General features: G+C 73.6%; 25 protein-coding genes. 5 read left to right on the top strand and 20 right to left on the bottom strand.

The features are described 5' to 3' along the window. Positions 1-35: 35 nt before the first annotated feature. Both dnaJ and hrcA read right to left on the bottom strand, forming a co-directional pair. Positions 36-1,181, bottom strand: a complete 1,146-nt coding sequence (gene dnaJ / locus GKC29_RS11025; protein WP_196255906.1) for a molecular chaperone DnaJ — start codon at positions 1,179-1,181, stop codon at positions 36-38. Positions 1,182-1,250: 69 nt separating this feature from the next. Then, positions 1,251-2,273 (bottom strand): heat-inducible transcriptional repressor HrcA, encoded by a 1,023-nt coding sequence (gene hrcA, locus GKC29_RS11020; protein ID WP_155330727.1) that lies wholly within the window; start codon positions 2,271-2,273, stop codon positions 1,251-1,253. A 223-nt stretch (positions 2,274-2,496) separates the two neighbouring features. Between hrcA and GKC29_RS11015 the strand changes: the two genes are divergently transcribed. After that, entirely contained in the window at positions 2,497-3,099 is a 603-nt protein-coding gene (locus tag GKC29_RS11015) for a DUF4870 domain-containing protein (RefSeq protein WP_196255851.1), read from the top strand. A 117-nt stretch (positions 3,100-3,216) separates the two neighbouring features. On the opposite strand, the gene hemW is transcribed toward GKC29_RS11015, so the two are convergent. After that, complete coding sequence (gene hemW / locus GKC29_RS11010; protein ID WP_196255850.1) at positions 3,217-4,440, bottom strand: radical SAM family heme chaperone HemW; 1,224 nt, start codon at positions 4,438-4,440, stop codon at positions 3,217-3,219. A gap of 19 nt (positions 4,441-4,459) precedes the next feature. Here hemW and GKC29_RS11005 point away from each other — a divergent pair, with 19 nt between their 5' ends. Both GKC29_RS11005 and GKC29_RS11000 read left to right on the top strand, forming a co-directional pair. After that, on the top strand, positions 4,460-5,242 hold the full coding sequence (locus tag GKC29_RS11005; RefSeq protein ID WP_155330725.1) for an enoyl-CoA hydratase family protein: 783 nt from the start codon (positions 4,460-4,462) through the stop codon (positions 5,240-5,242). Positions 5,243-5,426: 184 nt separating this feature from the next. Next, positions 5,427-6,287: a hypothetical protein gene (locus tag GKC29_RS11000; protein ID WP_155330724.1), complete on the top strand. Its 861-nt coding sequence runs from the start codon at positions 5,427-5,429 to the stop codon at positions 6,285-6,287. A gap of 24 nt (positions 6,288-6,311) precedes the next feature. Here the strand turns inward: GKC29_RS11000 and GKC29_RS10995 are convergent, their stop codons facing one another. The 9 genes from GKC29_RS10995 to GKC29_RS10955 all read right to left on the bottom strand — a co-directional run bounded on the left by GKC29_RS10995 (position 6,312) and on the right by GKC29_RS10955 (position 14,077). Further along, a complete protein-coding gene (locus GKC29_RS10995) occupies positions 6,312-6,953 on the bottom strand; it encodes an MOSC domain-containing protein (protein ID WP_155330723.1) in 642 nt (213 codons plus the stop codon). Positions 6,954-6,988: 35 nt separating this feature from the next. After that, positions 6,989-7,819: a carbohydrate ABC transporter permease gene (locus tag GKC29_RS10990; protein ID WP_155330722.1), complete on the bottom strand. Its 831-nt coding sequence runs from the start codon at positions 7,817-7,819 to the stop codon at positions 6,989-6,991. Further along, the gene (locus GKC29_RS10985) at positions 7,816-8,802 is read right to left on the bottom strand and encodes a carbohydrate ABC transporter permease (RefSeq protein ID WP_155330721.1); all 987 of its coding nucleotides are present in this window, start codon (positions 8,800-8,802) and stop codon (positions 7,816-7,818) included. The genes GKC29_RS10990 and GKC29_RS10985 overlap by 4 nt, the downstream gene beginning before the upstream one ends. Further along, positions 8,799-10,088 carry a sugar ABC transporter substrate-binding protein gene (locus tag GKC29_RS10980; RefSeq protein ID WP_155330720.1) on the bottom strand — a complete coding sequence of 430 codons (1,290 nt, stop codon included), beginning with the start codon at positions 10,086-10,088 and terminating at the stop codon, positions 8,799-8,801. The genes GKC29_RS10985 and GKC29_RS10980 overlap by 4 nt, the downstream gene beginning before the upstream one ends. 218 nt (positions 10,089-10,306) lie before the next feature. After that, positions 10,307-10,591, bottom strand: a complete 285-nt coding sequence (locus GKC29_RS10975) for a GlsB/YeaQ/YmgE family stress response membrane protein (protein WP_155330719.1) — start codon at positions 10,589-10,591, stop codon at positions 10,307-10,309. Positions 10,592-10,809: 218 nt separating this feature from the next. Continuing rightward, positions 10,810-11,097 carry a GlsB/YeaQ/YmgE family stress response membrane protein gene (locus tag GKC29_RS10970; protein ID WP_155330718.1) on the bottom strand — a complete coding sequence of 96 codons (288 nt, stop codon included), beginning with the start codon at positions 11,095-11,097 and terminating at the stop codon, positions 10,810-10,812. A 215-nt stretch (positions 11,098-11,312) separates the two neighbouring features. After that, positions 11,313-13,190, bottom strand: a complete 1,878-nt coding sequence (gene lepA / locus GKC29_RS10965) for a translation elongation factor 4 (RefSeq protein WP_155330717.1) — start codon at positions 13,188-13,190, stop codon at positions 11,313-11,315. 198 nt (positions 13,191-13,388) lie between these two features. Continuing rightward, positions 13,389-13,925 (bottom strand): DUF4240 domain-containing protein, encoded by a 537-nt coding sequence (locus GKC29_RS10960; protein WP_155330716.1) that lies wholly within the window; start codon positions 13,923-13,925, stop codon positions 13,389-13,391. Then, the gene (locus GKC29_RS10955) at positions 13,922-14,077 is read right to left on the bottom strand and encodes a hypothetical protein (RefSeq protein WP_155330715.1); all 156 of its coding nucleotides are present in this window, start codon (positions 14,075-14,077) and stop codon (positions 13,922-13,924) included. Before GKC29_RS10955 ends, GKC29_RS10960 begins: the two co-directional genes overlap by 4 nt. Positions 14,078-14,137: 60 nt before the next feature. Between GKC29_RS10955 and GKC29_RS10950 the strand changes: the two genes are divergently transcribed. Further along, on the top strand, positions 14,138-15,163 hold the full coding sequence (locus GKC29_RS10950) for a phosphotransferase family protein (protein WP_230689060.1): 1,026 nt from the start codon (positions 14,138-14,140) through the stop codon (positions 15,161-15,163). Between the two features lie 203 nt (positions 15,164-15,366). Then, positions 15,367-15,633, top strand: a complete 267-nt coding sequence (gene rpsT / locus GKC29_RS10945; protein ID WP_155330713.1) for a 30S ribosomal protein S20 — start codon at positions 15,367-15,369, stop codon at positions 15,631-15,633. A gap of 140 nt (positions 15,634-15,773) precedes the next feature. Here the strand turns inward: rpsT and GKC29_RS10940 are convergent, their stop codons facing one another. The 8 genes from GKC29_RS10940 to rsfS all read right to left on the bottom strand — a co-directional run bounded on the left by GKC29_RS10940 (position 15,774) and on the right by rsfS (position 23,762). After that, positions 15,774-16,202, bottom strand: a complete 429-nt coding sequence (locus GKC29_RS10940; protein WP_155334083.1) for a hypothetical protein — start codon at positions 16,200-16,202, stop codon at positions 15,774-15,776. Between the two features lie 8 nt (positions 16,203-16,210). After that, on the bottom strand, positions 16,211-17,191 hold the full coding sequence (gene holA / locus GKC29_RS10935) for a DNA polymerase III subunit delta (protein ID WP_155330712.1): 981 nt from the start codon (positions 17,189-17,191) through the stop codon (positions 16,211-16,213). Between the two features lie 114 nt (positions 17,192-17,305). Further along, positions 17,306-19,693, bottom strand: a complete 2,388-nt coding sequence (locus GKC29_RS10930; RefSeq protein WP_155330711.1) for a ComEC/Rec2 family competence protein — start codon at positions 19,691-19,693, stop codon at positions 17,306-17,308. Next, complete coding sequence (locus tag GKC29_RS10925) at positions 19,690-20,547, bottom strand: ComEA family DNA-binding protein (RefSeq protein WP_155330710.1); 858 nt, start codon at positions 20,545-20,547, stop codon at positions 19,690-19,692. The genes GKC29_RS10930 and GKC29_RS10925 overlap by 4 nt, the downstream gene beginning before the upstream one ends. A 181-nt stretch (positions 20,548-20,728) precedes the next feature. After that, on the bottom strand, positions 20,729-21,496 hold the full coding sequence (locus tag GKC29_RS10920) for an SDR family NAD(P)-dependent oxidoreductase (RefSeq protein ID WP_155330709.1): 768 nt from the start codon (positions 21,494-21,496) through the stop codon (positions 20,729-20,731). Positions 21,497-21,786: 290 nt separating this feature from the next. Beyond that, complete coding sequence (locus tag GKC29_RS10915; RefSeq protein WP_155330708.1) at positions 21,787-22,644, bottom strand: DegV family protein; 858 nt, start codon at positions 22,642-22,644, stop codon at positions 21,787-21,789. Between the two features lie 93 nt (positions 22,645-22,737). Further along, entirely contained in the window at positions 22,738-23,364 is a 627-nt protein-coding gene (locus GKC29_RS10910; RefSeq protein WP_155330707.1) for a histidine phosphatase family protein, read from the bottom strand. Beyond that, positions 23,361-23,762, bottom strand: a complete 402-nt coding sequence (rsfS, locus tag GKC29_RS10905) for a ribosome silencing factor (protein ID WP_155330706.1) — start codon at positions 23,760-23,762, stop codon at positions 23,361-23,363. The genes GKC29_RS10910 and rsfS overlap by 4 nt, the downstream gene beginning before the upstream one ends. Between the last annotated feature and the right edge of the window lie 18 nt (positions 23,763-23,780).

Below are 23,780 nucleotides of genomic sequence, written 5' to 3'. Positions count from 1 at the left end.
GCTAGCGGCCCGGCCGGTCGCCGGGCCGCGGACGGTCAGGCGTGGCCGTTGAAGGCGTCCCGCATCCGGGAGAAGAAGCCACCCTGCTTGGTCAGCTCGGCGACCTCCTCGCCCCGGGTGCGGGCGAACTCGCGCAGCATCTTCTCCTGCTCGGCGTCGAGCTTGGTCGGGGTCCGCACGTCGAGGTGGACGTAGAGGTCACCGCGACCGGTGCCGCGCAGGTGCGGTACGCCGCGGGCGCGTAGCCGCAGCGTGCTGCCCGGCTGGGTGCCGGGCTTGACGTCCACCGGCTCCTCGCTGTCGAGTGTCTTGATGGTCAGCCGGGTGCCCAGGGCGGCCGCCGTCATCGGGACGGTGACCCGGCAGTGCAGGTCGTCGCCCTTGCGGGAGAAGACGTCGTGGGGACGCTCGTGGATCTCCACGTAGAGGTCGCCGGCCGTGCCGCCGCCCGGGCCGACCTCGCCCTGCTGCGCCAGCCGGATCCGCATGCCGTCCTCGACGCCCGCCGGGATCTTGACGGTGAGCGAGCGGCGGGTGCGCACCCGGCCGTCACCGGCGCAGGTCGGGCAGGGGTGCGGGATCGTGGTGCCGTAGCCCTGGCAGACGGTGCAGGGCCGGGCGGAGACCACCTGGCCGAGGAAGGTGCGCTGCACCGACTGCACCTCGCCGCGGCCGCCGCACGCCTCGCAGGTGGCCAGGTGGGTGCCGGCGGCGGTGCCGGCGCCGGCGCAGGTGGTGCACAGCACGGCGGTGTCGACCGTGATCGGGGCCTCGACGCCGAACGCCGTCTCGTGCAGGTCCAGCTCGAGGCGCAGGATCGCGTCAGCCCCGGGCCGGGTACGCGGGCGCGGGCCGCGGGCACCACCGGCGGCGCCCCCGAAGAACGCGTCCATGATGTCCTGGAAGCCGACGAACGGGCCGGTGCCGCCGGGGCCACCCGGACCGCCGGCACCCCCGCCACCGGGTGCGAGCGGGTCACCGCCGAGGTCGACGATCTGCCGCTTCCGGTCGTCGGAGAGGACCTCGTACGCGGCGTTGATGTCCTTGAACTTCTCCTGCGCCTCCGGATCCGGATTGACGTCCGGGTGGTACTGACGCGCCAGCTTGCGGTACGCGCGCTTGATCTCGTCGTCGGAGGCGTCCCGGCTCACACCGAGGATGCCGTAGTAGTCCCTGGCCACTGCGTTCCGTGTCCTCATGTTCGTCTCGCGTTGCGCCGGCCGCCGGCCGGAGCGGCCGGACGGTACTGCCTAGTTCTGGGCCAGCAGGTCGCCCACGTAGCGTGCCACGGCCCGCACCGTGGCGATGGTGCCGGGGTAGTCCATCCGGGTCGGCCCCAACACGCCGAGGCCGCCGACGATGGTGGCCCCCGGGCCGTAGCCGGTGCTCACCACCGACGTCGAGCGGAGATTGTCGATCTCGTTCTCGTCGCCGATGCGGACCCGCATCGTGCTCGGCTCGACCTCCCCGATGAGCTTGAGGAGCACGACCTCCTCCTCCAGCGCTTCCAGGATGGGGCGCAGCGACCCCTGGAAGTCGAGCAGGCCGCCCCGGGTGAGGTTGGCGGTGCCGGCCAGCGCGATGCGCTCCTCGTGCCGCTCGACCAGCGTCTCCAGCAGCACGGTGGAGAGCGTGGCCATGGCCGGGCGCAGCTCGGCCGAGGCCTCGTCGACCAGCGCCTGCACCAGCGGCGGCGTCTCGGACAGCCGGGTGCCGACCAGCTTCTCGTTGACCAGCCGGCGCAGGTCGGTGACGTCGTCGGCGGGGATCGGCCCCGGCATCTCGACGAGGCGCTGCTCGACCCGCCCGGTGTCGGCGATCATGACGAGCATCAGCCGGGTGGTGGAGATGGGCACCAGCTCCAGGTGGCGCACGGAGGAGCGGGCCAGGCTCGGGTACTGCACGACGGCGACCTGCCGGGTCAGCTGCGCCAGCAGCCGTACCGTGCGGTGCACCACGTCGTCCAGGTCGACCGCGCCGAGCAGGAAGCGCTCGATGGCCCGGCGCTCGGCGGGGCTGAGCGGCTTGACCCGGGACAGCCGGTCCACGAAGAGCCGGTAGCCGCGGTCGGTGGGCACGCGGCCGGCGCTGGTGTGCGGCTGCCGGATGTAGCCCTCCTCCTCGAGGACGGCCATGTCGTTGCGGACGGTCGCCGGGGAGACCCCGAGCTGGTGACGCTCGACCAGCGCCTTGCTGCCGACCGGCTCCTGCGTGGCGACGTAGTCCTCGACGATCGCGCGCAGTACCGCGAGCTTGCGGTCGTCGAGACCCATGTGCCCACCTCCTGTCGCGCGTCGGCCGCCGGCTGCCCGGCGCCATCCTGGCACTCGACTGTAGCGAGTGCCAGTCTACGTCGGCACCGCCCGCGCCGCGATGATCAACGGCCGGCGGATGACGCGTCCCGGACGGCGGCGGATTCGCCAGGGCCGTTCATCCGGACATCGGGGACGGTTCTGCTCTGGTGCCCCGTTGTGCGCTCCCCCTACCGTGATCCTCATGACTGAACCACCTCGCCCTCCCGGAGCGGGAGAGCCGGACCCGACCGTCCCCGGCTCCGACGAGCCGACCACACCACTGTCCGGGGCACCGGGCCCGGGCGGCTATCCCCCGCCCGGCGGCTATCCGCCGCCCACCGGTGACGTTCCGCCGTCGGGCGGCTACCCTCCGCCCGGCGGTTATCCCCCACCCGGCGGCTACCCACCGCCTGGCCCGGGCTACCCGACCGGCGGCGCCTACGGCGCCCCCGCCGGCTACGCGAACAACGAGGACAAGACCTGGGCGTTGATCGCGCACTTCGGCGGCGCGCTCGGGATGCTCGTCGGTGGCGGTGTCTTCGGCTGGGTGGCCCCGCTGGTCGCCCTGATGGCCCGCGGTAACCAGTCGCCGACCGTACGGGCCCACGCGCTCGCCGCGCTGAACTTCCAGATCATCTGGTCGGTGATCGCGCTGGTGGGCTGGATCTTCACCTGCATCATCGTCGGCTTCTTCGTCGGCGTGGCCGCGACGATCATCGGCATCGTCTTCGGCGCGATCGCCGGGGTCAAGGCCAACGAGGGCACGCTGTACCGCTACCCGATGTCGGCGAGCTTCATCAAGTGAGCACCGACCGGCCGCTCCCCCCGGCCGGTCGGCGCCACCCGGGGCCGACGTGCCCGGCCCCGGCCGGTCGGCGCCACTCGGGGCCGACGTGCCCGGCCCCGAGCCGGTCCGTGCCGGTCAGGGAAGCAGGTCGCGCACGACGGCGTCGGCCAGCAGCCGGCCGCGCAGGGTGAGCACGGCCCGGCCGGCGGCGTGGTCGGCGTCGGCCAGCAGGCCGGCCGCCCGCGCGCGCTCGGCGCCGGCGCGGCCGGCCGGGTCCAGCACGTCCAGCGGCAGGCCGGAGGCGAGCCGCAGGCGCAGCATGACGTCCTCCATGTGCGCCTCGTCGCGGGTCAGCACCTCCCGCGCCAGGCCGGGTGACTCCCCCGCGGCGAGGCGCTTCGCGTACGCCGTGGGGTGCTTGACGTTCCACCAGCGCACGCCGCCGACGTGGCTGTGCGCCCCCGGGCCGAGGCCCCACCAGTCCCCGCCGGTCCAGTACAGCAGGTTGTGCCGGCACCGGGCGGCCGGCGTCCGCGCCCAGTTGGACACCTCGTACCAGGAGAAACCGGCGGCGTCGAGGGCGGCCTCCGCGGCCAGGTAGCGGTCCGCGGCGACGTCGTCGGAGGGGTACGCCAGCTCGCCGCGCCGCATCCGGGCGGCGAGCCGGGTGCCCTCCTCGACGATCAGGGCGTACGCGCTGACGTGGTCCACGCCGGCGGCGACCACCTGGTCGAGCGTGGCGGCGAAGTCCTCCGCGCCCTCCCCCGGCGTGCCGTAGATCAGGTCCAGGTTGACGTGCTCGAACCCGGCGTCGCGGGCCTCCCGCGCGGCGGCTACGGCCCGGCCGGCGCTGTGCCGCCGGTCCAGGATCGCCAGCACCCCGGGCGAGGCGGACTGCATGCCCAGCGAGATGCGGGTGTAGCCGGCCGCCCGCAGGGCCGCCAACGACTCCGGCGTGACCGACTCGGGGTTGGCCTCGGTGGTGACCTCGGCGTCGACGGCCAGCCCGAACGTGCGGTCGACGCCGTCGAGGATCCGGGCCAGGTCGTCGGCGGGGAGCAGGGTCGGCGTACCGCCGCCGACGAAGACCGTGTCGACCCGGGGCGGCGGGTTGTCGCGCAGCACCCGGGCCGCGAGGGCCAGCTCGGCCAGCACGGTGTCCGCGTACTCCTCGCGGCCGGCGCCGCCGCCGAGCTCCGTGGCCGTGTACGTGTTGAAGTCGCAGTAGCCGCAGCGGCTGGCGCAGAAGGGGACGTGCACGTACACGCCGAAACCGCGCGCGCCGACCGAGGTCAGGGCGGTGGTGGGCAGCGAACCGTCGGCGGGGACGGTCTCACCTTCTGGAAGGACGCCGGGCATGGCCACTAGTCTGCCCGGCATGACCTCTCCGGACGCGCTCGTGCGGGTCGCCACGGCCCGCGGGGTGACCACCCTCACCCTGGACAGCCCGCACAACCGCAACGCGCTCTCCACGTCGCTGATGACCCAGCTGCTCGACGGCCTCGCCGCCGCGGTGGCGGACGACGCCGTCCGCGTGGTCGTGCTGGACCACACCGGGCCGGTCTTCTGCGCCGGCGCCGACCTGAAGGAGACCGCCGCCGCGTACGCCAGCGGGACGGTGCCGGCCGGGATGCTGGGTGACGTGCTCGCGGCGGTCTGGGAGTGCCCGAAGCCGGTGGTGGCGCGGGTCGCCGGGCCCGCCCGCGCCGGCGGCCTGGGGTTGATCGCGGCGGCCGACCTGGCGGTGTGCGCGCAGGAGGCGACGTTCGCGTTCACCGAGGTCCGGATCGGGGTGATCCCGGCGGTGATCTCCGCGACCGTGCTGCCCCGGCTGCACCCGCGCGCCGCGGCCGAGCTGTACCTCACCGGGGACACCTTCGACGGGCGGCGGGCCGCCGAGATCGGCCTGGTGACGGCCGCCGTGCCGGCGGCGGAGCTGGACGACGCGGTGGCGGGCTACTGCGACTCGCTGGTCCGGGGCGCGCCGGGCGCCCTGGCCGGGGCCAAGGCGCTGCTGCGCCGCCCGGCCGCCGCGGACCTGCGCGCCGAGATCGCCGACCTGGCCGCGCTGTCGACCGGCTACTTCCTGTCCGACGAGGGGCGGGAGGGTGTGCTGGCGTTCCGGGAGAAGCGGCCGGCGAGCTGGGTACCGGTCGAGTAGCTGGTTTCCGCGCGCGGTGACGCGGGAAGGCCCCGTCCGCCCCTCGCCCGGCTGACCTGCGGTTTCCGCGCCCGCCACGGCGGCACGACCGTCGCGGCCACGCCCGGCGGAGCCGTCCGGAACCGGTCGGACGACCCGAGGGGCGCGACGGGGGACGTACGCTTGTCGAACTGTCAGACTGGGGGTGCAGGTGCGAACTCGGGCAGTCGTCGCGGGTGGTGTGGTCCTCGTTCTCGTCGCCGTGGTCGGGCTGTTCATCGTCCTCCGGCAGTTCGGCGACCGGCTCAGGCTGCCGCTCTCCGCGCGGACGTGCACGGTGCAGGCGGACGGCGAGGTGGCCCTGGACGCCGATCAGATGGCGAACGCGGCGACCATCGCGGCCATCGGCATCCAGCGCGGGATGCCGGACCGGGCCGTCGTGGTGGCGCTCGCCACCGCGTACCAGGAGTCGGGCCTGCGCAACCTGGCCGGCGGCGACCGCGACTCGGTGGGCCTGTTCCAGCAGCGGCCGAGCCAGGGCTGGGGCACGCCGACGCAGATCCGCGACCCGCGGTACGCCGCCAACAAGTTCTACGCGGCCCTGGCCAAGGTGCGCGGCTGGGAGCGGATGCGGGTCACCGACGCCGCGCAGAAGGTGCAACGGTCGGCGTTCCCCGAGGCGTACCAGAAGTGGGCCGACGAGTCGGAGGTGCTGACCCGCGCGCTGCTCGCGCACGCGACCGGCGCGGTCGCCTGCACGGTCGGCGACAATCCGCTGCGCCGGGGCGCGGCGGCGACCGCCGCCCTGACCCAGGGCCTGACGCTCGATTGGGGGCTCGCCACGACGGCCGCCGCGGTCAGCCTGACCGGCCTCACGCTCACGCCCGACGACGAGCGCGGCGGCTGGCGGTACGCGCACTGGCTCGTGTCGCACGCCGAGGACAACGGCGTGCGGCTGGTCCGCTTCGGCGACCGGCAGTGGACCGCCGAGAAGGGCACCTGGGACCGGGTGACGGGCACGGAACCGACCGCCCGCGTGGTGGCGGAGGTCTTCGCCGCGACCTGAGCCGGCGGCGGCGCGGGCGCGGCCTCAGCCGGCGGCGGTGACGCGGCGGCGGACCTTCTCCCGGATCCACGACGGCAGGTCCTCCGCGTCGAGCAGCCGGGGCAGCAGCTCCGGCTGCAGGTTCAACGCCCGGAACACCTCGCCGATCGTCACCCCGTGCGCGGGCCGGTCCACCACCTGGACCGGGTCCCCCGCGCCGATCTCACCCTCGCGGAGCACCCGCAGGTACGCACCCGGGCGGGCGCGCACGGTGAACCGCTTGATCAGATCCGGTACGCCCCAGAACCCGGCGAACGTGGTGCACGGCGTGCGCGGCATCGTCACCTGGAGCACCACCGACCCGATCGACCACTGCTCGCCGATCACCGCGCCGGTCACGTCGACGGCGTGGGTGGTCAGGTTCTCGCCGAAGGCGCCCGGACCGATCCGCCGGTCCAGCTCGGCCGCCCACCAGGCGGCGTCCTCCTCGGCGTACGCGTACACCGCCTTGTCCGGGCCGCCGTGGTGGGCGCGCTCCCCGATGAAGTCACCGGCGAGCCCTTCCGCGCCGACGCGCACCGGGCCGGGTGCCGGGCGCTTGTCGATGCCGCTGCGGCCGCTCGCGTCGCCCGCCCACTGCGCCTCGGTCACGATGCCGAGGTTCACCGCTGCCACCCTGCCCGTCATGGCGCCCAGCCTAATCGTCCGCACCGGCGGGGGCGTCAGCCCTTGACGGCGCCGGCGACCAGGCCGGAGACCATCCGACGCTGCACCAGCAGGAAGAAGACGATCACCGGCAGGGTGAAGATCGTGGAGGCGGCCATCACCGGGCCCCACGCGGTGTCGTCCCGGCCGAAGAAGAACGTCATCGCCACCGGCAGCGTGTAGCGGTCCTGGTCGTTGATGAACGTCAACGCGAAGATCAGCTCGTTCCAGGCGGTGATGAACGAGAAGATGCTGGTGGCCACCAGTCCGGGCGCGACCAACGGAAAGAGGATCCGCCGGAAGGTCTGTGCCCGGCTGGCCCCGTCGATGGCCGCGGCCTCCTCCAGTTCCTTGGGGACCGCGGCGACGAAGCCGCGCAGCATCCACACCGCGAACGGCAGCGAGAAGCCGAGGTACGTGAGGATGAGGCTGGGCAGCGTGTTGTAGAGCCCGAGCCGCTGGACCATCAGGAAGAGCGGGATGACCAGCGCCTCCAGCGGGATCATCTGCACCACGAGCAGCATGATCAGGAAGCTGGTCCGGAGGTTGAACCGGAACCGGGCGACCGCCGTCGCGGCGAGCAGGGCGACCAGGCCGCTGAGCAGCACCGTCGCGCCGGCCACCAGGACGCTGTTGAGGAAGAAGTCGGCGAAGGTCACGCCGGGGATCAGGTTGCCGGTCAGGATCTGCCGGTAGTGCTCCAGCGTGGGCTCGCCGGGGACCGGCCGGGGCGTGCTGGAGAAGATTTCCGAACTCGGCTTCAGGGACGTGACGATCATCCAGTAGACCGGGAACGCCGCGAAGAGCGCCACCAGCAGACCGGCGCCGTTGAGGGCGAGCCGCTTCACGCGTCCTCCTCCTGATTGAGCACCATGCGGACGTACACGCCGGTCACCACCAGCAGGATCACGGTCAGGATCACCGCGACCGCCGCGCCGAGCCCGTACTTGGGCGGCGGCGAGAAGGCCTCGGCGTACGAGTAGACCGAGAGCATGAAGGTGGAGCGGTCCTGGGTGCCCCCGGCGAGGACGAAGTACTGCGTGAAGACCTTGAAGTCCCAGATCGTGGAGAGCACGACCAGGATCCCGAACACCGGCCGCAGCAGCGGGAAGGTGACCTGCCAGAACACCTTCCACGGGCCGGCCCCGTCGACCCGGGCCGCCTCGTGCAGTTCGCCCGGCACGCTCTTCAGCCCGGCGAGCACGCTGACCGCGATGAACGGGAAGGAGTGCCACACCACCACGAGGGTGAGGATGGCGAAGAAGAGCAGGGGCGAGTTGAACCACCCGTAGCCGGTCCAGTCGCTGTGCCCGAACAGTGCCTGCGACAGGCCGTCGGGCAGCGCGTTGAACAGCCAGGTGACGAGCCCGCTGGTGTCGTCGAAGATCCACTTCCAGACGATCGTGCCGGTCAGCGCCGGAGTGGCCCAGGCCAGCATCACGCAGCTCGCCACGAAGGCGACCATCCGCTTGCCGAGCCGGTTGAGCAGCAGCCCGACCAGGGTGCCGAGGACCATCGTCAGGGCCACGTTCGCGGCGGCGAAGAGCACGGTGTTCCGCAGCACCGTCCAGAAGAACGGGTCACCGAGGATGTCGGTGTAGTTCCCCAGGCCGACCCACGGCCACTCGCGGTCACCGCGCAGCTGCCGCACGTTGTTCAGGCGGAAGAAGGACATCGCCACCACCTGGCCGAGCGGCCAGAGCAGCAGCACCGCGATGATCACCAGGCAGGGCAGGAGCAGCAGGTACGGGAGGCGGTCCACCCGGCGACGCCGCCGCGCGGGGGTCTTCCGCGCGGCGGCCGTCTCCGGCGCCTCGGTCAGCGTGGTCACTTGGCGTTGAGGATGCTTTCCATCTCCGCGGCCGCGTCGGCGGTGGCCTTCTCGACCGTCTTCTGACCCTTCATGACCGAGCTGTTCATCGCCTGGGTCACCGTCTTGGTCCGGCTGACCTCGACCCACTTCGGGGTGAGCGGCGTGAGCTTGGTGTTCTTCATGGCGGTGGCGAACGACGCCATGACCTTGTCGTTCGTGTACTTCTCGCCGCCGACCAGGTCCTGGTAGACGGGGAAGAAGCCCAGGCTCTCGGCGAACGCCTGGTCGTTCTTCTTGCTCAGCAGCACCGTCAGGTAGTCCCAGGCGAGGTCCTGGCGCTCGCTGTCCTTCCAGACGGCGACGTCGGAGCCACCGGCGAAGGCGGGGGCGGGCTGGCCGTCGGGGCCGGGGATCGGGAACGTACCCCAGACCTTCTCGATCTCCGGGTTGTCCTTCTTGATGGCGCCCTGCTGCCAGCTACCGGCGAAGGCCATCGCCGCCTTGCCGGTGGCGAACTGGGTCCGGGCGTCGATCTCGTTCCAGCCGGCGGCGGCCGGCGGGGCCACCTTGTGCACGGTCACCAGGTCGGTCCAGAACTTGACGGCCTTCTGCGCCTCGGGGGTGTTCAGGCCGGACTTCCAGCTGTCGCCCTCCTTGGTGGCGATCTCCGCGCCGGCGCCCCAGAGGAACGAGTAGAAGGGCAGCTCGGAGTTGCCGGGCACGGCGATGCCGTAGGTGCCGGGCTTCTTCGCCTGCACGGCCTTGGCCGCGGCGACCAGGTCGTCCCAGGTCTTCGGCGGCTGCACGCCGGCCTCGGCGAACCAGTCGGTGCGGTAGTAGATGCCGCGCACGCCGGCGTACCACGGCACGCCGTACTGCTTGCCGTCCAGCTGCGCGTTCTTCACCAGGTCGGGGAGGATGTCCTTGCCCTCGGCCCAGCCGCCGAACTTGCCGGTCACGTCGGCGAGCGCCTCCTGGGCGGCCCAGCCCTGGGTCTCGGTGTTGCCCAGCTCGGTGACGTCCGGTCCCTCTCCACCGGCGAGGGCGGCCTGGAACTTCTTCGGCGCCTCCAGCCAGGGAACGTACTGGACCACCACGTCGGTGTTCGGGTGCTTCTGCCGGAACTCGGCCTCGACGCCGTCCAGGAACGTCGTCTGCGCCTCGCTGCCCTCGCCCATCATCCAGACGGTCAGCTTGCTGTTGTCAGCCGCGTTGTCGTCGTCGGAGCCACCGCAACCGGTCAGCACCATCGCGGCCGAGGCCACGACGGCGGTGACCGGGGCCAGCCGCTTCCACCTGTTCACGCCACTATCTCCCTCGCGCCGCTTGGCACTAACCTTCTCCGCCGCACCTTAGTACGTAAAAATCCTTTACGACAGTGGGCGGCCGGGGCGAAGCGTGGCGACCGTACCGCAGGTGGCCCGCCGGTGGGCGGGACGGGACCGGGGCGAAAGCGGCCGTACCAGGATGAACGGGCGCCCGGCCAGGAGGCCGGGCGCCCGTTGTTCAGGCTGTGCGAGTTTTACCGGTGGGTGATGCCGCGGCGCCGGCCGGCGCCCGCGACCAGGGCCACCGCGACGGCGGCCAGCAGGACCTGCAGCAGCAGCTCACGCCAGTCGATGCCGGCGGTGTCGGCGAAGCCGGAGGCCCGGGCGATGATCGTGCCGAGCAGCGCGGCGCCGACACCGATGAGCATGTGCAGCCAGATGGGCATGTTCTGCCGGCCCGGCACGACCAGGCGGCCCAGCGCGCCGACGATCAGACCGACGATCAGCGCGGTGATGATGCCCCAGACGGTCAGCTCCACGGTCGTTCTCCTAACGGGAAGTGTGAGTCCGTGTCGGGTGGTGCTTCTGTGGTGACCCCACAGTTCCCGACCCGCCGGAAACCCAAACCGGCCTTGCGGGACAGCCTGGGCCGGGAAGTACCAGACCGGGCACCCCGTCGGCCCCGCACCCCGGTCGGCCCCGCACACACGACGGGCGCCCGACCTGCCGGTCGGGCGCCCGAGGCGAGATTCAGTTGTCAGTAGCGGCCGACGCTGCGTCGTCGCCCCACCCCGGCCACCAGAGCCACGGCGATGGCGGCCAGCACGACCTGGACCAGCAGCTCGCCCCAGTCGATGCCGGCGGTCTCGGTGGCGATGCCCATGGCCCGCGCCAGCACGGTGCCGAGCAGCGCCGCACCGACACCGATGAGCATGTGCAGCCACATCGGCATGTTCTGCCGGCCCGGCACGACCAGGCGGCCCAGCGCGCCGACGATCAGACCGACGACGAGCGCGGTGATGATGCCCCAAACGGTGAGCTCCACGGTCGCCCTCCTTCACGAATTGTGTCCACCGTGGTGGTGTTCCTGTCGTGCCCCCTCAATGCCCGACCCGTCGGAAGCCCAAACCGACTCACACCACGGCGATCCCTCGTTCGTCGATGGCCTCCCCTGCGTCGATTCCCGCCTGAACGGCATCGGCGCAGGTGAGGGCGCTGTCGCTCGGGTACGTCGTCGCGCCGGCCGATCGCCGGCGGCGGTCACTTCTTGCCGGGTGCCTTGCCGTCGCCGGAGTCGGAGGAGAGCGCGGCGATGAAGGCCTCCTGGGGGACCTCCACGCGGCCCACCATCTTCATCCGCTTCTTGCCTTCCTTCTGCTTCTCCAGCAGCTTGCGCTTCCGGCTGATGTCACCGCCGTAGCACTTCGCCAGGACGTCCTTGCGGATCGCGCGGATGGTCTCCCGGGCGATCACCCGGCTGCCGATGGCCGCCTGGATCGGCACCTCGAACTGCTGGCGCGGGATGAGGTTCCGCAGCTTCGCCGCGATGCTGGTGCCGTAGTTGTACGCCTTGTCCTTGTGCACGATCGCGCTGAACGCGTCGACCGGCTCACCGTGCAGGAGGATGTCGACCTTCACCAGGTCCGACGACTGCTCGCCGGAGGGCTCGTAGTCCAGCGACGCGTACCCCTTGGTGCGGCTCTTGAGCTGGTCGAAGAAGTCGAAGATGATCTCCGCGAGGGGCAGCGTGTAGCGCAGCTCCACCCGGTCGGCGGACAGGTAGTCCATGCCGAGCAGGCTGCCCCGGCGGCCCTGGCACAGCTCCATCACCGCGCCGACGTAGTCGTTCGGGGTCAGCACGGTGGCCCGCACGGTCGGCTCGTACACCTCAGCGATCTTGCCGGTGGGGTACTCGCTGGGGTTGGTCACCACGACCTCCTCCCCGTCCTCCTGGAGGGCCCGGTAGACCACGTTCGGCGCCGTGGAGATCAGGTCGAGGTTGAACTCCCGCTCCAGCCGTTCCCGGATGATCTCCAGGTGCAGCAGGCCGAGGAACCCACAGCGGAAGCCGAAGCCGAGCGCCCCGGAGGTCTCCGGCTCGTACGTCAACGCGGCGTCGTTGAGCTTCAGCTTGTCCAGCGCGTCACGCAGGTTCGGGTAGTCGGACCCGTCGATCGGGTAGAGGCCGGAGTAGACCATCGGCTTCGGGTCCTTGTAGCCGCCGAGCGGCTCGCTCGCCGGCCGGGAGTTGATGGTGACCGTGTCACCGACCCGGGACTGCCGGACGTCCTTCACACCGGTGATCAGGTAGCCCACCTCACCGACGCCCAGCGCGTCGGCCTTCACCATCTCCGGGGAGATGACACCGATCTCCAGCAGCTCGTGGGTGGCGCCGGTGGACATCATCTTGATCCGGTCCCGGGCGCTGATCCGCCCGTCGATCACCCGGACGTACGTGACCACGCCCCGATAGACGTCGTACACCGAGTCGAAGATCATCGCCCGCGCGGGCGCCTCGGCGTCCCCGACCGGCGGCTTGAACTGCCGGACGATCTCGTCGAGCAGGTACGGCACGCCCTCGCCGGTCTTGCCGGAGACCTTGATGCAGTCCGCCGGGTCGCCACCGATGAGGTGGGCGAGCTCCTCGGCGTACTTCTCCGGCTGCGCCGCCGGCAGGTCGATCTTGTTGAGGACCGGGATGATGTGCAGGTCGTTCTCGAGCGCCAGGTAGAGGTTCGCGAGGGTCTGCGCCTCGATGCCCTGGGCCGCGTCGACCAGCAGGATCGCGCCCTCACAGGCCGCGAGGGACCGCGACACCTCGTACGTGAAGTCCACGTGCCCCGGCGTGTCGATCATGTTGAGCACGGCGGTCTCGCCGGCCCGGTCGCCCTCGCGGATCGTCCACGGCATCCGGACGGCCTGGCTCTTGATCGTGATGCCGCGCTCGCGCTCGATGTCCATCCGGTCGAGGTACTGCGCACGCATCTGCCGGGGGTCGACCACGCCGGTGAGCTGCAGCATCCGGTCGGCCAGGGTCGACTTCCCGTGGTCGATGTGGGCGATGATGCAGAAGTTCCTGATGCGCCCGGGGTCGGTGGCACCAGGAGCATTCGCGCCGGGATCGAGCGTCGGTGGCACAGCGGTCCGTTCTGGTCGGCTGACGTTGAGCAGGCCGGCGTCGCCGGCCCCCTCTATGCTCCCACGTCGCCCCCGCGTGCCCGCTGCGCGGGCGAACCCCGCTCCGCCAGCGGGGCGCATCGGCCAGCGGCAGCCGGCCGACGGGGTGCGGTGCCGGCGGCCGGCGGGCCGCGGGCGCCGGACGACGGCCGGCCGCCGTCACTCGCCGGGCGGCTCCACGAACAGGGCGGCGAGCTTCGGCAGCCGGCGGCGGGCCTCGTCCTCGTCGTCGAAGTCCCAGAAGTCGTTCAGATCCGGCACCGGGACCGGGTCACGCTCCGCCGGGAGGTCGGCCGCGGTCGCCTTCCGGTACGCCTCCCACGGCACCGTCAGCATCTGCTCGCAGGCGAACTCCTCGCCGGAGAGCGACGCGGCGCGCACCTGGGGCACCTCGGCCAGCGAGTCGGGATCGGCGACCGACCGGGCGAAGACCGCCCGCCCCTGGGTCATCAGCCAGCCCCGGAAGTGGTGGAAGCCGTCGTCGGAGACGCCGCCGTTGATCAGGTACGCCGCACCCCACAGATCCACCCGGTGCGACGCGGCCAGCACGCGGGCCTGGTGGCGCGCGTACCCGACGATCTCCTCCGGCTCCCATTGCGCGAGCAGGGCGACCGCCCGGGCGGCGACCGCGTGCGGCTCTCCCCCACCCCCGGCACGGGCCTGGTCGATCAGCTGCCAGAAGTCGTCGGTCCTCATGGCCTGGCAGTCTCCCAGACGCCGGTGCCGGCCCCCGCCGGCAGCGGGAACGGCACGGCGAGCCGCGGGTAGCGGCGCCGCAGCTCGGCCGGGTCACCGGCGGCGGTCGCCGACACGTCGATCAGCGCCCGGAAGTCATCGGACCCAATCACCCGGGCAGTATCCCCATGGCGTACGACACTGAAGGGATGACCAGCTCACCGCCGTACCCGATCACCACCCGCCGGCCCGGGTGGTCGGAGCTGCCGGTCGGCCTGCGGGCCGCGCTTGCCGACCGCCTCGGCGCCCCGGTGGTCGCGGCCACCGCCGCCGCCGACGGCTTCACCCGCGGGTACGCCGGGGTGCTCACCGCCGCCGACGGCGGGCGGGTCTTCGTCAAGGCCGCACCCGGGAATTCGCACCTGGCCGACTGGTACGCGCGGGAGGCCGCGGTCCTCGACCGGCTCCCGCCGGGGACACCGGCGCCCGGCCCGCGCTGGACGCTGCACGAGGCGGGCTGGTTCGCGCTCGGCCTCGGCGTAATCGACGGGCACCCGCCCCGGCAGCCCTGGGAACCGGCGGAGCTGGCGGCGACGCTGGCCACGTACGCCGATGTCGCCGCCCTGCTGGCGGAGCCGCCCGCCGACCTCACGGCGCTCGACCCGCCCCACCTGGCCGACCTGGCCCGCGACGACATCCTCCGCTGGGCTGACGTGGCGGCGGGTCGGGAGCCGATGCCGGCGCTCCCCGCCCGCCTCCAGCGGCGGCTGCCCGAGCTGGTCGCGCTGGAGTCCCGCCTGCCGGTGTACGCCGCCGAGGCGACCGGGCTGATCCACGGCGACCTGCGCCCCGACAACATCCTGCTCGACGCGGACGGGCGGGCGTGGTTGTGCGACTGGACGTGGCTCTGCCACGGTCCCGCCTGGTTCGACCTGGTGACCCTGCTCCTCGGCGGGTACGCCCCCGGGCCGGACCCCGAGCCGGCGACGCTCGCTCCCGCCGGTGCGGCTCCGGTACCCGACGCCGAGGGGCTGGACGCCGCCTTCGCCGAAGGGCTGGACGCCGCCTTCGCCGCGCACCCGGCCGCCGCCGGCGCGCCGCTGGACGCGCTGGACGTCACGTTGGCCGCCCTGGCCGGCTACTTCCTCACCACCGCGTCGACGACGCCGCCGACCGCCACCGAGCGGCTGCCGCTCCACCAACGCCGCAGCGGCGACCGGGCGCTCGCCTGGCTCGCCCACCGCCAGGGCTGGACGTGAGCCACCAGAGCCGGGCACCTCGGCGTGACCAGGCCGCCGACCAGCGTTGTCGTGGCGCCCGGAGTGCCGACCGGCACGAGTGGCCGGGAGGCGTTTTGGTCCGTCCCCGGGCGACCTGGTAACCTGGCTCTTCGCGCAGCGATGACGCATGCTCGCGGCGCGTGGAACCAGACCAACCCGAGCTATCAAGACGAGGCTGTCGCGTGGCGAACATCAAGTCCCAGATCAAGCGCAACCGGCAGAACGAGAAGCGCCGGCTGCGTAACAAGTCGGTCAAGTCGTCGCTGAAGACCGCCATTCGCAAGTTCCACGAGGCCGCCGAGGCCGGCGACGTCGACCAGGCCACCGTGCTCATGCGGGAGGCCACCCGCAAGCTGGACAAGGCCGCCAGCAAGGGCGTGATCCACGCCAACCAGGCCGCGAACCGCAAGTCCGCCATCGCCAAGCGCGTGGCGTCCTTCTCCGCCTGACCCGGCGTCTGAAGACCTGACCGGAAGCCCCGGGCGACCTGCCCGGGGCTTCGGCCTGTCCAAGATCTTCGAAGGTCTGCCTCAGGACGGCGTGGTGCGACTGTGTCACGAAGGCCGCCGGTCGAGCCGGTTCCGCTGGGTCAGGGCGCGGTTGGCGGTGTCGGTTCGCGGAGCGAGGGCGGCAGGGGCTCGCCCGGCGTGGAGGAGACGACGACGCCGGGCACGCTGTGCCGGATCCAGTCGACGCGGGCGGTGCCGACCGCCGGTTCCATCTGCCGCCGGAAGCGGTCCCGCTCCTGCTCGGGCACGAGCGCCGCGGAGCGGACGACCCGGGCGGCCACCAGGTCGTTGAGCTTCACCATCACCGCGACCGTCGCGGGCAGGACCAGTACGGCCCACCAGGTGACCAGTTCGGCGAGGGCGAGCAGGGCGGCGAGGGCGACGGAGCCCTCGAAGAAGATGAAGCAGAGCACGCCGCCCGGGTTGACGAACCGCAACCCGAGGACGCGGGCGTAGAGCGGCCGGTACCGCTCCTCGTCGGCCGCCACGGTGGCCCACGTCCCGCGCATGGCTCCGGTCACCGGGCGCCGCCCTGCCGTGCGGCCGCGACCGAGAAGACCGCCTTCTCGAGGGCGTACGCCCGGTCGTCGGAGCCGCCCTTCACCGCCGCGTTGCACTCGGCGGCGGCCTGCATGGCGTCGACGAGCCCCTCCGGCGTCCAGCCGCGCGCCTGCCGCTGCGCCCGCTCGATCTTCCACGCCGGCATGCCGAGGGTGCTCGCCAACTGGTACGGGCTGCCCCGCCCGGCGGAGGCGACCCGCGCCACGGTGCGCACGCCGTCGGCGAGGGCGTCCGCGATCGGCACCGGGTCCACGCCGACGTGCAGCGCCCAGCGCAGCGCCTCCAGCGCGGCCGGGACGTCCCCGACCATGGTGGCGTCGGCGACCGTGAAGCCGCTCACCTCGACCCGGCCCCGGTAGTAGCGGGCCACCGTGTCGGAGCTGATCTTCCCGTCGGTGTCGGCCATCAGCTGGGAGCAGGCGGCGGCCAGCTCACGCAGGTCGTTGCCGACGGCGGCGATGAGCGCCTCGGCGGCGTCGTCGGTGCACCGGCCGCCGGCCCGGCGGATCTCGTCCCGCACGAAGGCCACCCGCTCGCGGTGGCCCTTCAGCTTGGTCGCCGGGACGACGGTCGCGCCGGCCGCCTTCAGGCCGTCCGCGAAGGCTTTGCCCTTGGCGCCGCCCAGGTGGAGCACGACCAGGTGGACGTCCGGGTCGGGGTTCTTCGCGTACGCGAGCAGCGCGCCCGTCAGGTCCTTGCGCGCGTCCTGGCCGGATCGAAGGACGAGCAGTCGCGGCCCGCCGAAGAGGGACGGGCTGAGCATCTCCGCGATCTCACCGACGGTCAACGTGCCGGCCTGATACTCGCGGACGTCCACGTCGGGATCCACGCTGCGGGCGCGGGCGATCGTCTCGGTGACCGCGCGCGTGGCGAGCAGCTCCTCGTCGCCGAGGACGAGCACAATGGGAGCGAGGCTGGCGGCGGTCACGCCGCCCATATTCGCACGGCCGGCCGCCTGCGCCAGCCTGGTCGTCCGGACTCCGCTCGCGGACCCCGCACTCAGCGCAAATCCAGACATTTATCTCTACTGCCGTCAACTTTGACAATAGGCCTAGGCGGGTCGTTCCTGATCCTGGCCCCGCGTGACCACGGCGAGGCCGGACGGCCGGACCACCACCGCCACGTCACCGTCGACGTCGGTACGCAGCACCCGGGCGCCGGCCCGCGCGAGGCGGCCCAGCACGGCCGGGTTCGGGTGCCCGTACGTGTTGCCCGCCCCCACCGGTACGAGCGCGACCGCCGGACGGACCGCGTCGAGGAAGGCCGGATCCTGGTACGCCGACCCGTGGTGAGCGACCTTCAACACGTGCGTCCGGAGCCCGCCCGGCGGGGGCCGGTCGAGCAGAGCGCGCTGCTCCTCGGTCTCCGCGTCCCCGGCGAGCAGGATCCGCACCCCGCCGACCGTGGCGAGCAGTACCAGGGAGTTGTTGTTCGGGTCCGAGCGGGTGCCCCGCAGCGGATAGGGCGGTCCCACCACGGTCAGCTCGACACCGCCGGCCCGGTAACGCCAACCGGCCGGGACGGTCACCAGGTCCGCGGGCGCAGCCGCCGCCTCGGCCCGTACCAGGTCCCGCCCGGCCGCCGGTTCGGGCCACGACGGAGCCAGGACCGTGGTGACGCGGCGTCCCCGGAACACGCCCGCGAGGCCGCCGGTGTGGTCGACGTGGAAGTGGCTGACCACCAGCAGCGGCACCTCCCGGACGCCGAGCCCGCGCAGGCACCGGTCTGCTGCGGCGGGATCCGGCCCGGCGTCCACCACGACCGCCCGCCCCGGACCGACCGGCAGCACCACGGTGTCGCCCTGCCCCACCGCGCACGCGGCGACCACCCAACCTGCCGGCGGCCACCCGGACGCCACCAGGCGCACCGGCAGGGCGCCGAGCACGGCGGCGACGGCCACCACGGCCACCAGCCGGCGGGCCACCGGACGCCGGGCCGCCACCAGCAGCCCCAGGGTCAGCCCGGACAGCAGCAGGGCCCCGGCCGCACCGTCCGGCCACGGCAGCGTTCCCGCCGGCACGCGGGCCCCGTGGTGCGCGACGGTGACCAGCCACCACGCCGGCCAACTCGCCAGCCACGCGAGAAATCCGGCCCCGGCCGGCCAGAGCGGTGAGAGCGCCGCCGCCACCACGCCGAGCACCGTGGCGGGTGCGATGGCGGGCACCGCGAGCAGGTTCGCCGGGACGGCCACCAGGCTGACCGTGCCGGAGATCCCCGCCACGACCGGCGCGCAGGCGAGCTGCGCGGCGGCGGGTACCGCCACCGCCTCGGCGACGCCGGCCGGCACCCGGCGGCGGCGTAGCGCGTCCCGCCATCGCGGGGCGAGCAGCAGCAGCCCGCCGGTGGCCAGCACGGAGAGGGCGAAGCCGGCGTCACCGGCCAGCTCCGGGTCGACGAGCACCAGTACGGTCACCGCCGCGGCCAGCGCGGGCAGTGCCGCCCGCGGCCGGCCGACCGCCAACGCGGCGAGCCCGATCGCGCCCATCGTGGCCGCCCGCACCACGCTCGGCGACGGGCGGACCAGGATGACGAAACCGACCAGCGCGACCGCGCAGAGACCGGCGGCGAGCCAGGGACCCGCCCGCCCCCAACGGGCGAGCAGCAGCACCGCGCCCACGATGATCGCCACGTTGGACCCCGAGACCGCCGTGAGGTGCGTCATCCCGGTGGCGAGGAAGTCCTCCTCCACCGTGGACGGCAACCGGCTGGTGTCACCCACCACCAGCCCGGGCAGCAGGCCGCCCTGCTCGTCCGGCAGCGGGTCGCAGGCGTCCTGGAGTCCGGCGCGAAGCGCACCGGCGGCCCGCTGGGACGTCGGCGGCGCTCCATGCTCGGCCGGAGGTCGCGTGGAGCGCAGTACAGCGGCGGTCAGGTCGCCGCCGCGCGGAGGAGCCAGTCGGCCCTCGGCGGTCAGCCGCTGCCCGGGCAGCAGTCCCCGCCAGGCCGGATCGGTGGCGAGGACGAGAACCCGCACCCGCGCCTCGACGCTACCGCCGTCCGGCCCGACGAAGCGGGTCGACTCCACCGGGACCAGGAACATGGCGGGTCGTCCGGGGACGCCGCGTACCGCGCGGGGGTCGTCCCGGACGACCAGGTCGGCGGTGACGGTGGCACCGGCCTCCACCAGGGCGCGGACCGGTGCCGCGTCCCGCACGGCGACCCGCGCGGCGGTGGCGCTCGCCCCGCACACCACGCCGAGCAGCACGGCGACGGCGATCCAACCGTGCCGGCGCACGGGCGCGGCCGGCCGGCCAAGGCGGCCGAGCAGGTGCAGCGCGCCGGCACCGGCCGCCACGGCGGCGACCAGCGCGACGAGGACCGCCGTCCGGGCGCCGAGCTGCAACCCGGCCAGCGCCGACAGCCACGCGGCGACCGCCAGACCGGCGAGCCGCAGATCCGGTACGTCCTGGGTAACCGGCGGTTCACGGTGGCCGGTCACACCGTCACCAGGTCCTTGAGCTGCTCGTACCGTGCGTCGCCGATGCCGTCGACCTGGCGCAGGTCGCTGACCGACCGGAAGCCGCCCTGCTGGTCCCGGTGGCTGAGGATGCGCTGCGCGAGCACCGGCCCGACCCCGGGCAGCGCGTCGAGCTGCGCCAGCGTCGCGGTGTTCAGGTTCACCTTGCCGCCCGCTCCCGGCACGGCACCCGCGGCCGGCCCCGCCGGGGCCACACCGGGTGGTGCGGCGACCCCGACGAGGATGAGCTCCCCGTCGGCGACCTTGCGGGCCGGGTTCAGCAGGGCCACGTCCACGCCCGGCAGCGCTCCCCCGGCCGCCTGCACGGCGTCGGCGACCCGGGCACCGGCCGGTACGCGCACCAGCCCCGGCCGGCGGACCTTCCCGGCCACCGCCACGACCAGTTCGTCACCCGGCGTTGCCGACGGCGCGGGCCCTCCGGTCGGGGCGACCGCCGACGCCGCCACCTCCGGCGTGACCGGTTCGATCTGCGGCCGGGACCGCCAGGCCCAGAAGGCGGTAGCGAGCACCACCAGCACGGCGACGACGGCCAGTGCCCGCACGCCGCGCCGCCCCGGGTCGAACGCTCCCGGCCCTGGCAACGCCCGGCCCACGCCGGCCCGGGGACGGCCGCGATCGTCCGCCGGCCAGGCATTGGCCGGAACCGTCGCGGACGGCATGCCGCCCGGGTCGGTGAGCGGCGGCGCGTCGCCCGGATCCGTCGGGACCAGCGGCACCACACCGCCGAGGTGTGGCGCGGGGGCCTCTCCGTCGTCCGTCGTCGGCAGCACGCGGTGCAGCCGCCGGCGTACCGCCGTCTCCTCGTCGTACGACACGGCGTGAGGCTAGGCAGCGACGGGCCGTTAGGGCTGCCCCCGTCCCCCGCATCTGTGGACGACGGCGCCACTGTGGACAACGCCCTGATCATGCCTCTGGCGTGGTATGCGGGTACGCCGTCACCTCGGCGACCGGGGCTTCGACGAGGGCCGGAGCGTCGTCGTCGTCGCCGACCACCGGTCAGCCGGCCTCGGGGTCGAGGCCCAGCACGGAACGGCCACCGTCGACCGGCAGGGTGACGCCGTTGACGAAGCTGGCGGCCGGCGACAGGAGCCACGCGACGGCCTCGGCGACCTCCTCGACCCGGCCGATCCGCCCCACCGGATGCAACCGCCGCAGGTCGGCATCGATCCACTCGGCCTCCGCCTGCTCCCGCCCGGCGAGGAAGGCGGCGTGCCGCTCGGTGGCCACCGAGCCGAGGGCGACGGCGTTGGTGCGGACGCCCTGCGGCCCGTACTCGACGGCCAGCGCCCGGGTCAGCCCCTCCACGGCGGCCTTCGCGGTGGCGTACGGCAGACAGCCCGGCACCGGCCGGCGGGCCTGGTGCGACGAGACGTTCACGACGGCCCCGCCGGTCCCGCCGGCGAGGAAGCGGCGAACCGCGACGGTGGCACCGACCAGAGCCGGGCGGAGATTGCTGCCGATCAGGTCGAACACCTCTCCCGCTGACGTCTCGTGAACCGAGGCGTCCCGGAACGCCGCCGCGTTGTTCACCCAGCCGGTCAGCGGCCCGCTCCGTTCGGCGAGGTCGGCGGCCCGGCCGGCGACCTCCTCGTCGGCGGCGTCACCGACGAGGGCGACCAGCCGGTCGGCGGCCGGGTGCGGGCTCACCCACGCGACCGCGTGCGGGTCCCGTTCGAGGACCACGACGGTCTCCCCGGTCGCGAGGAGCCGTTCCACGAGGGCACGGCCGATCCCACGGCCGCCCCCGGTCACCACACAGGACATCGCGCTCCCTCCACCACAGCCGCGGCAGCCCGGGCGAGGTGGTCTCACCGACGGGGCAGCTCGACAGGATGCGACCCGTTGCCGTCAGCCGACGCTCCTCGGCCCGGCACCTCGGCGCCCGTCGCCCCGACCGCGTCGCACATCGGCAGACCTGCCGGCTCACGCACCCGGCAGCCGGCACCGCGGCACGCGGCACGCGGCACGCGGCACGCGGCACGCGGCACGCGGCACCGACACCGACACCGACACCGACACCGACACCGACACCGACACCGACACCGACACCGACGCTATCCCGCTGGCGGGCGGCGGTGCACGACCACGCAGGCCAGGCCCGGTCCGGCGTGCGCGGCGACCACCGCGCCGGCCTCGGAGACGTACGTGTCGTGCAGGCGGTCGCCCAGCCGGGCGGCCAGCGCCTCCCGGAGCGCCTCGGCGCGCTGCGGGGCGGCCAGGTGGTGCAGGGCGAGGTCCACGTCCGCGTCGCCGGCCGCCTCGACGGCCAGGTCGACCAGGCGCGCGACGCCCCGGCTGGCGGTGCGCACCCTGTCCTTCAGGACGATCGCGCCGTCCGGCATGTGCATGATCGGCTTCACCGAGAGGGCGGTGCCCAGCAGTGCCGAGGCCGCGTTGATCCGGCCGCCCCGGCGCAGGAACTCCAGCGTGTCGACGTAGAAGAAGACCGTGGTCCGGGCGACGGCGTCGTGCGCGGCGTCGCGTACCCCGGGCAGGTCGGCACCGCTCGCGGCGGCCGTTGCGGCGGCGACCGCCGGGAAGCCGGTCCCCATTCCGCAGGAGCGGCTGTCCACCACCGCCACCCGCTCGCCGATGTCGGCGGCGGCCAGCCGGGCGGCTTCGACGGTGCCGGACAGCTCCGCCGACAGGTGGACCGACACGATCCCCTCGGCGCCGTCGTCGAGAAGCCGGCGGTACGTCGCCGCGAACTGCTCCGGAGCCGGCCGGGAGGTGCTGACCGACACCCGCCGGCCGCTGAGCGCGCGGGTGGCGTCGGCCGGGAAGGTCTCGACCCCCTCCAGCCCCTCCACACCGTTCAGCACGACGGTCAGCGGCACCACCGTCGGCCGGTGGGCGGCCAGCAGTTCGGGGGGAAGGTAGGCGGTGGAGTCGGTGACGACCGCGACGGGCATGCCGGAACGCTAGCCGATCTCGGCGGGGATCGCCGAGGCCGTACCATCGCCAGCCCGGACGGCAACGACGACCGCCGGCGCGGCCGGCCGGGGTCAGACCGGGTCGGTGACCGGCGCGGAGATGAACCCGACGTTGTGTGCCCGCAGGTGCCAGCCCCGGGCGCCGTCGTGGCGCAGCTCCGTCCAATGGCAGTTCTGCAGGGAGCCGACCGCTCGCAGGACGCTGTGGTCCCAGCCGAGCAGCTGGCCCACGCCCTGCCGGGCGCCGCCCCCGTGCGTGGTGACCACGACGGTGCCGCCGGGCACCGCGTCGGCGGCGTCCTGGAATGCGGCGCCGAGCCGCTTGCCGAGGTCGTCGAGGGTTTCGATGCCGGCGCCCGGGTCCGGGTCACCGGCCCGCCAGCGGGCGTACTCGTCGGGGTAGCGCTCGGCGGCGTCGGTGAGGGCGAGGCCCTGCCAGAGCCCGAAGTGCCGTTCGCGCAGCCGCGCGTCGGTCCGGACCGGCAGCCCGGTCAGCGCCGCCAGCGCGGCGGCGGTGTCCGCGGCGCGGCTCAGGTCGCTCGCGACGATGGCGTCCGGGCGCAGCGCGGCGAGCAGCGGCGCGGTGCTGCGGGCCTGTTCCCGCCCGACGTCGTTCAGCGGGACGTCGGTCTGCCCTTGCACGCGGCCGGTGGCGTTCCAGTCGGTGTTGCCGTGCCGCCAGACGATCAGCCGGGTCATTCGGCGGCGGCGCCGGACTCGGCGGCGGCGAGGTCCCGGTCCACGAACGGGATCTGCGGGCAGTCCTTCCAGAGCCGATCGAGGGCGTAGAACTCGCGCTCCTCGGTGTGCTGGACGTGCACGACGATGTCGACGTAGTCGAGCAGCACCCAGCGGCCGCCACGCTCCCCCTCGCGCCGGACCGGCTTGGCCTTCTCCGGCAGTTCGAGCAGCCGCTCCTCGATCGCGTCGACGATGGCGAGCACCTGGCGCTCGTTGGGGGCGGCGGCGAGCAGGAACGCGTCGGTGATGGCGAGCTGGTCACCAACATCGATGATGACGATGTCCTGTGCCTTCTTGTCGGCGGCGGCCTGCGCGGCGGCCGTCGCCAGCTCGTGAGCGCGTTCGGAAACTGTCACCGTTCTCCTTCGATCATC

The organism is Micromonospora sp. WMMC415 (assembly GCF_009707425.1).
Lineage (GTDB): Bacteria > Actinomycetota > Actinomycetes > Mycobacteriales > Micromonosporaceae > Micromonospora.
Note: the sequence above shows the minus strand (reverse complement) of the source record. Positions and strands in the feature narration are given on the sequence as shown.

Excerpts from the sequence above, each read along its gene's own strand:
- hrcA (WP_155330727.1), bottom strand. The coding sequence starts at position 2,273 with ATGGGTCTCGACGACCGCAAGCTCGCGGTACTGCGCGCGATCGTCGAG.
- GKC29_RS11015 (WP_196255851.1), top strand. The coding sequence starts at position 2,497 with ATGACTGAACCACCTCGCCCTCCCGGAGCGGGAGAGCCGGACCCGACC.
- hemW (WP_196255850.1), bottom strand. The coding sequence starts at position 4,440 with ATGCCCGGCGTCCTTCCAGAAGGTGAGACCGTCCCCGCCGACGGTTCG.
- GKC29_RS11005 (WP_155330725.1), top strand. The coding sequence starts at position 4,460 with ATGACCTCTCCGGACGCGCTCGTGCGGGTCGCCACGGCCCGCGGGGTG.
- GKC29_RS10995 (WP_155330723.1), bottom strand. The coding sequence starts at position 6,953 with ATGACGGGCAGGGTGGCAGCGGTGAACCTCGGCATCGTGACCGAGGCG.
- GKC29_RS10960 (WP_155330716.1), bottom strand. The coding sequence starts at position 13,925 with ATGAGGACCGACGACTTCTGGCAGCTGATCGACCAGGCCCGTGCCGGG.
- GKC29_RS10940 (WP_155334083.1), bottom strand. The coding sequence starts at position 16,202 with ATGCGCGGGACGTGGGCCACCGTGGCGGCCGACGAGGAGCGGTACCGG.
- holA (WP_155330712.1), bottom strand. The coding sequence starts at position 17,191 with ATGGGCGGCGTGACCGCCGCCAGCCTCGCTCCCATTGTGCTCGTCCTC.
- GKC29_RS10920 (WP_155330709.1), bottom strand. The coding sequence starts at position 21,496 with ATGTCCTGTGTGGTGACCGGGGGCGGCCGTGGGATCGGCCGTGCCCTC.
- GKC29_RS10915 (WP_155330708.1), bottom strand. The coding sequence starts at position 22,644 with ATGCCCGTCGCGGTCGTCACCGACTCCACCGCCTACCTTCCCCCCGAA.
- GKC29_RS10910 (WP_155330707.1), bottom strand. The coding sequence starts at position 23,364 with ATGACCCGGCTGATCGTCTGGCGGCACGGCAACACCGACTGGAACGCC.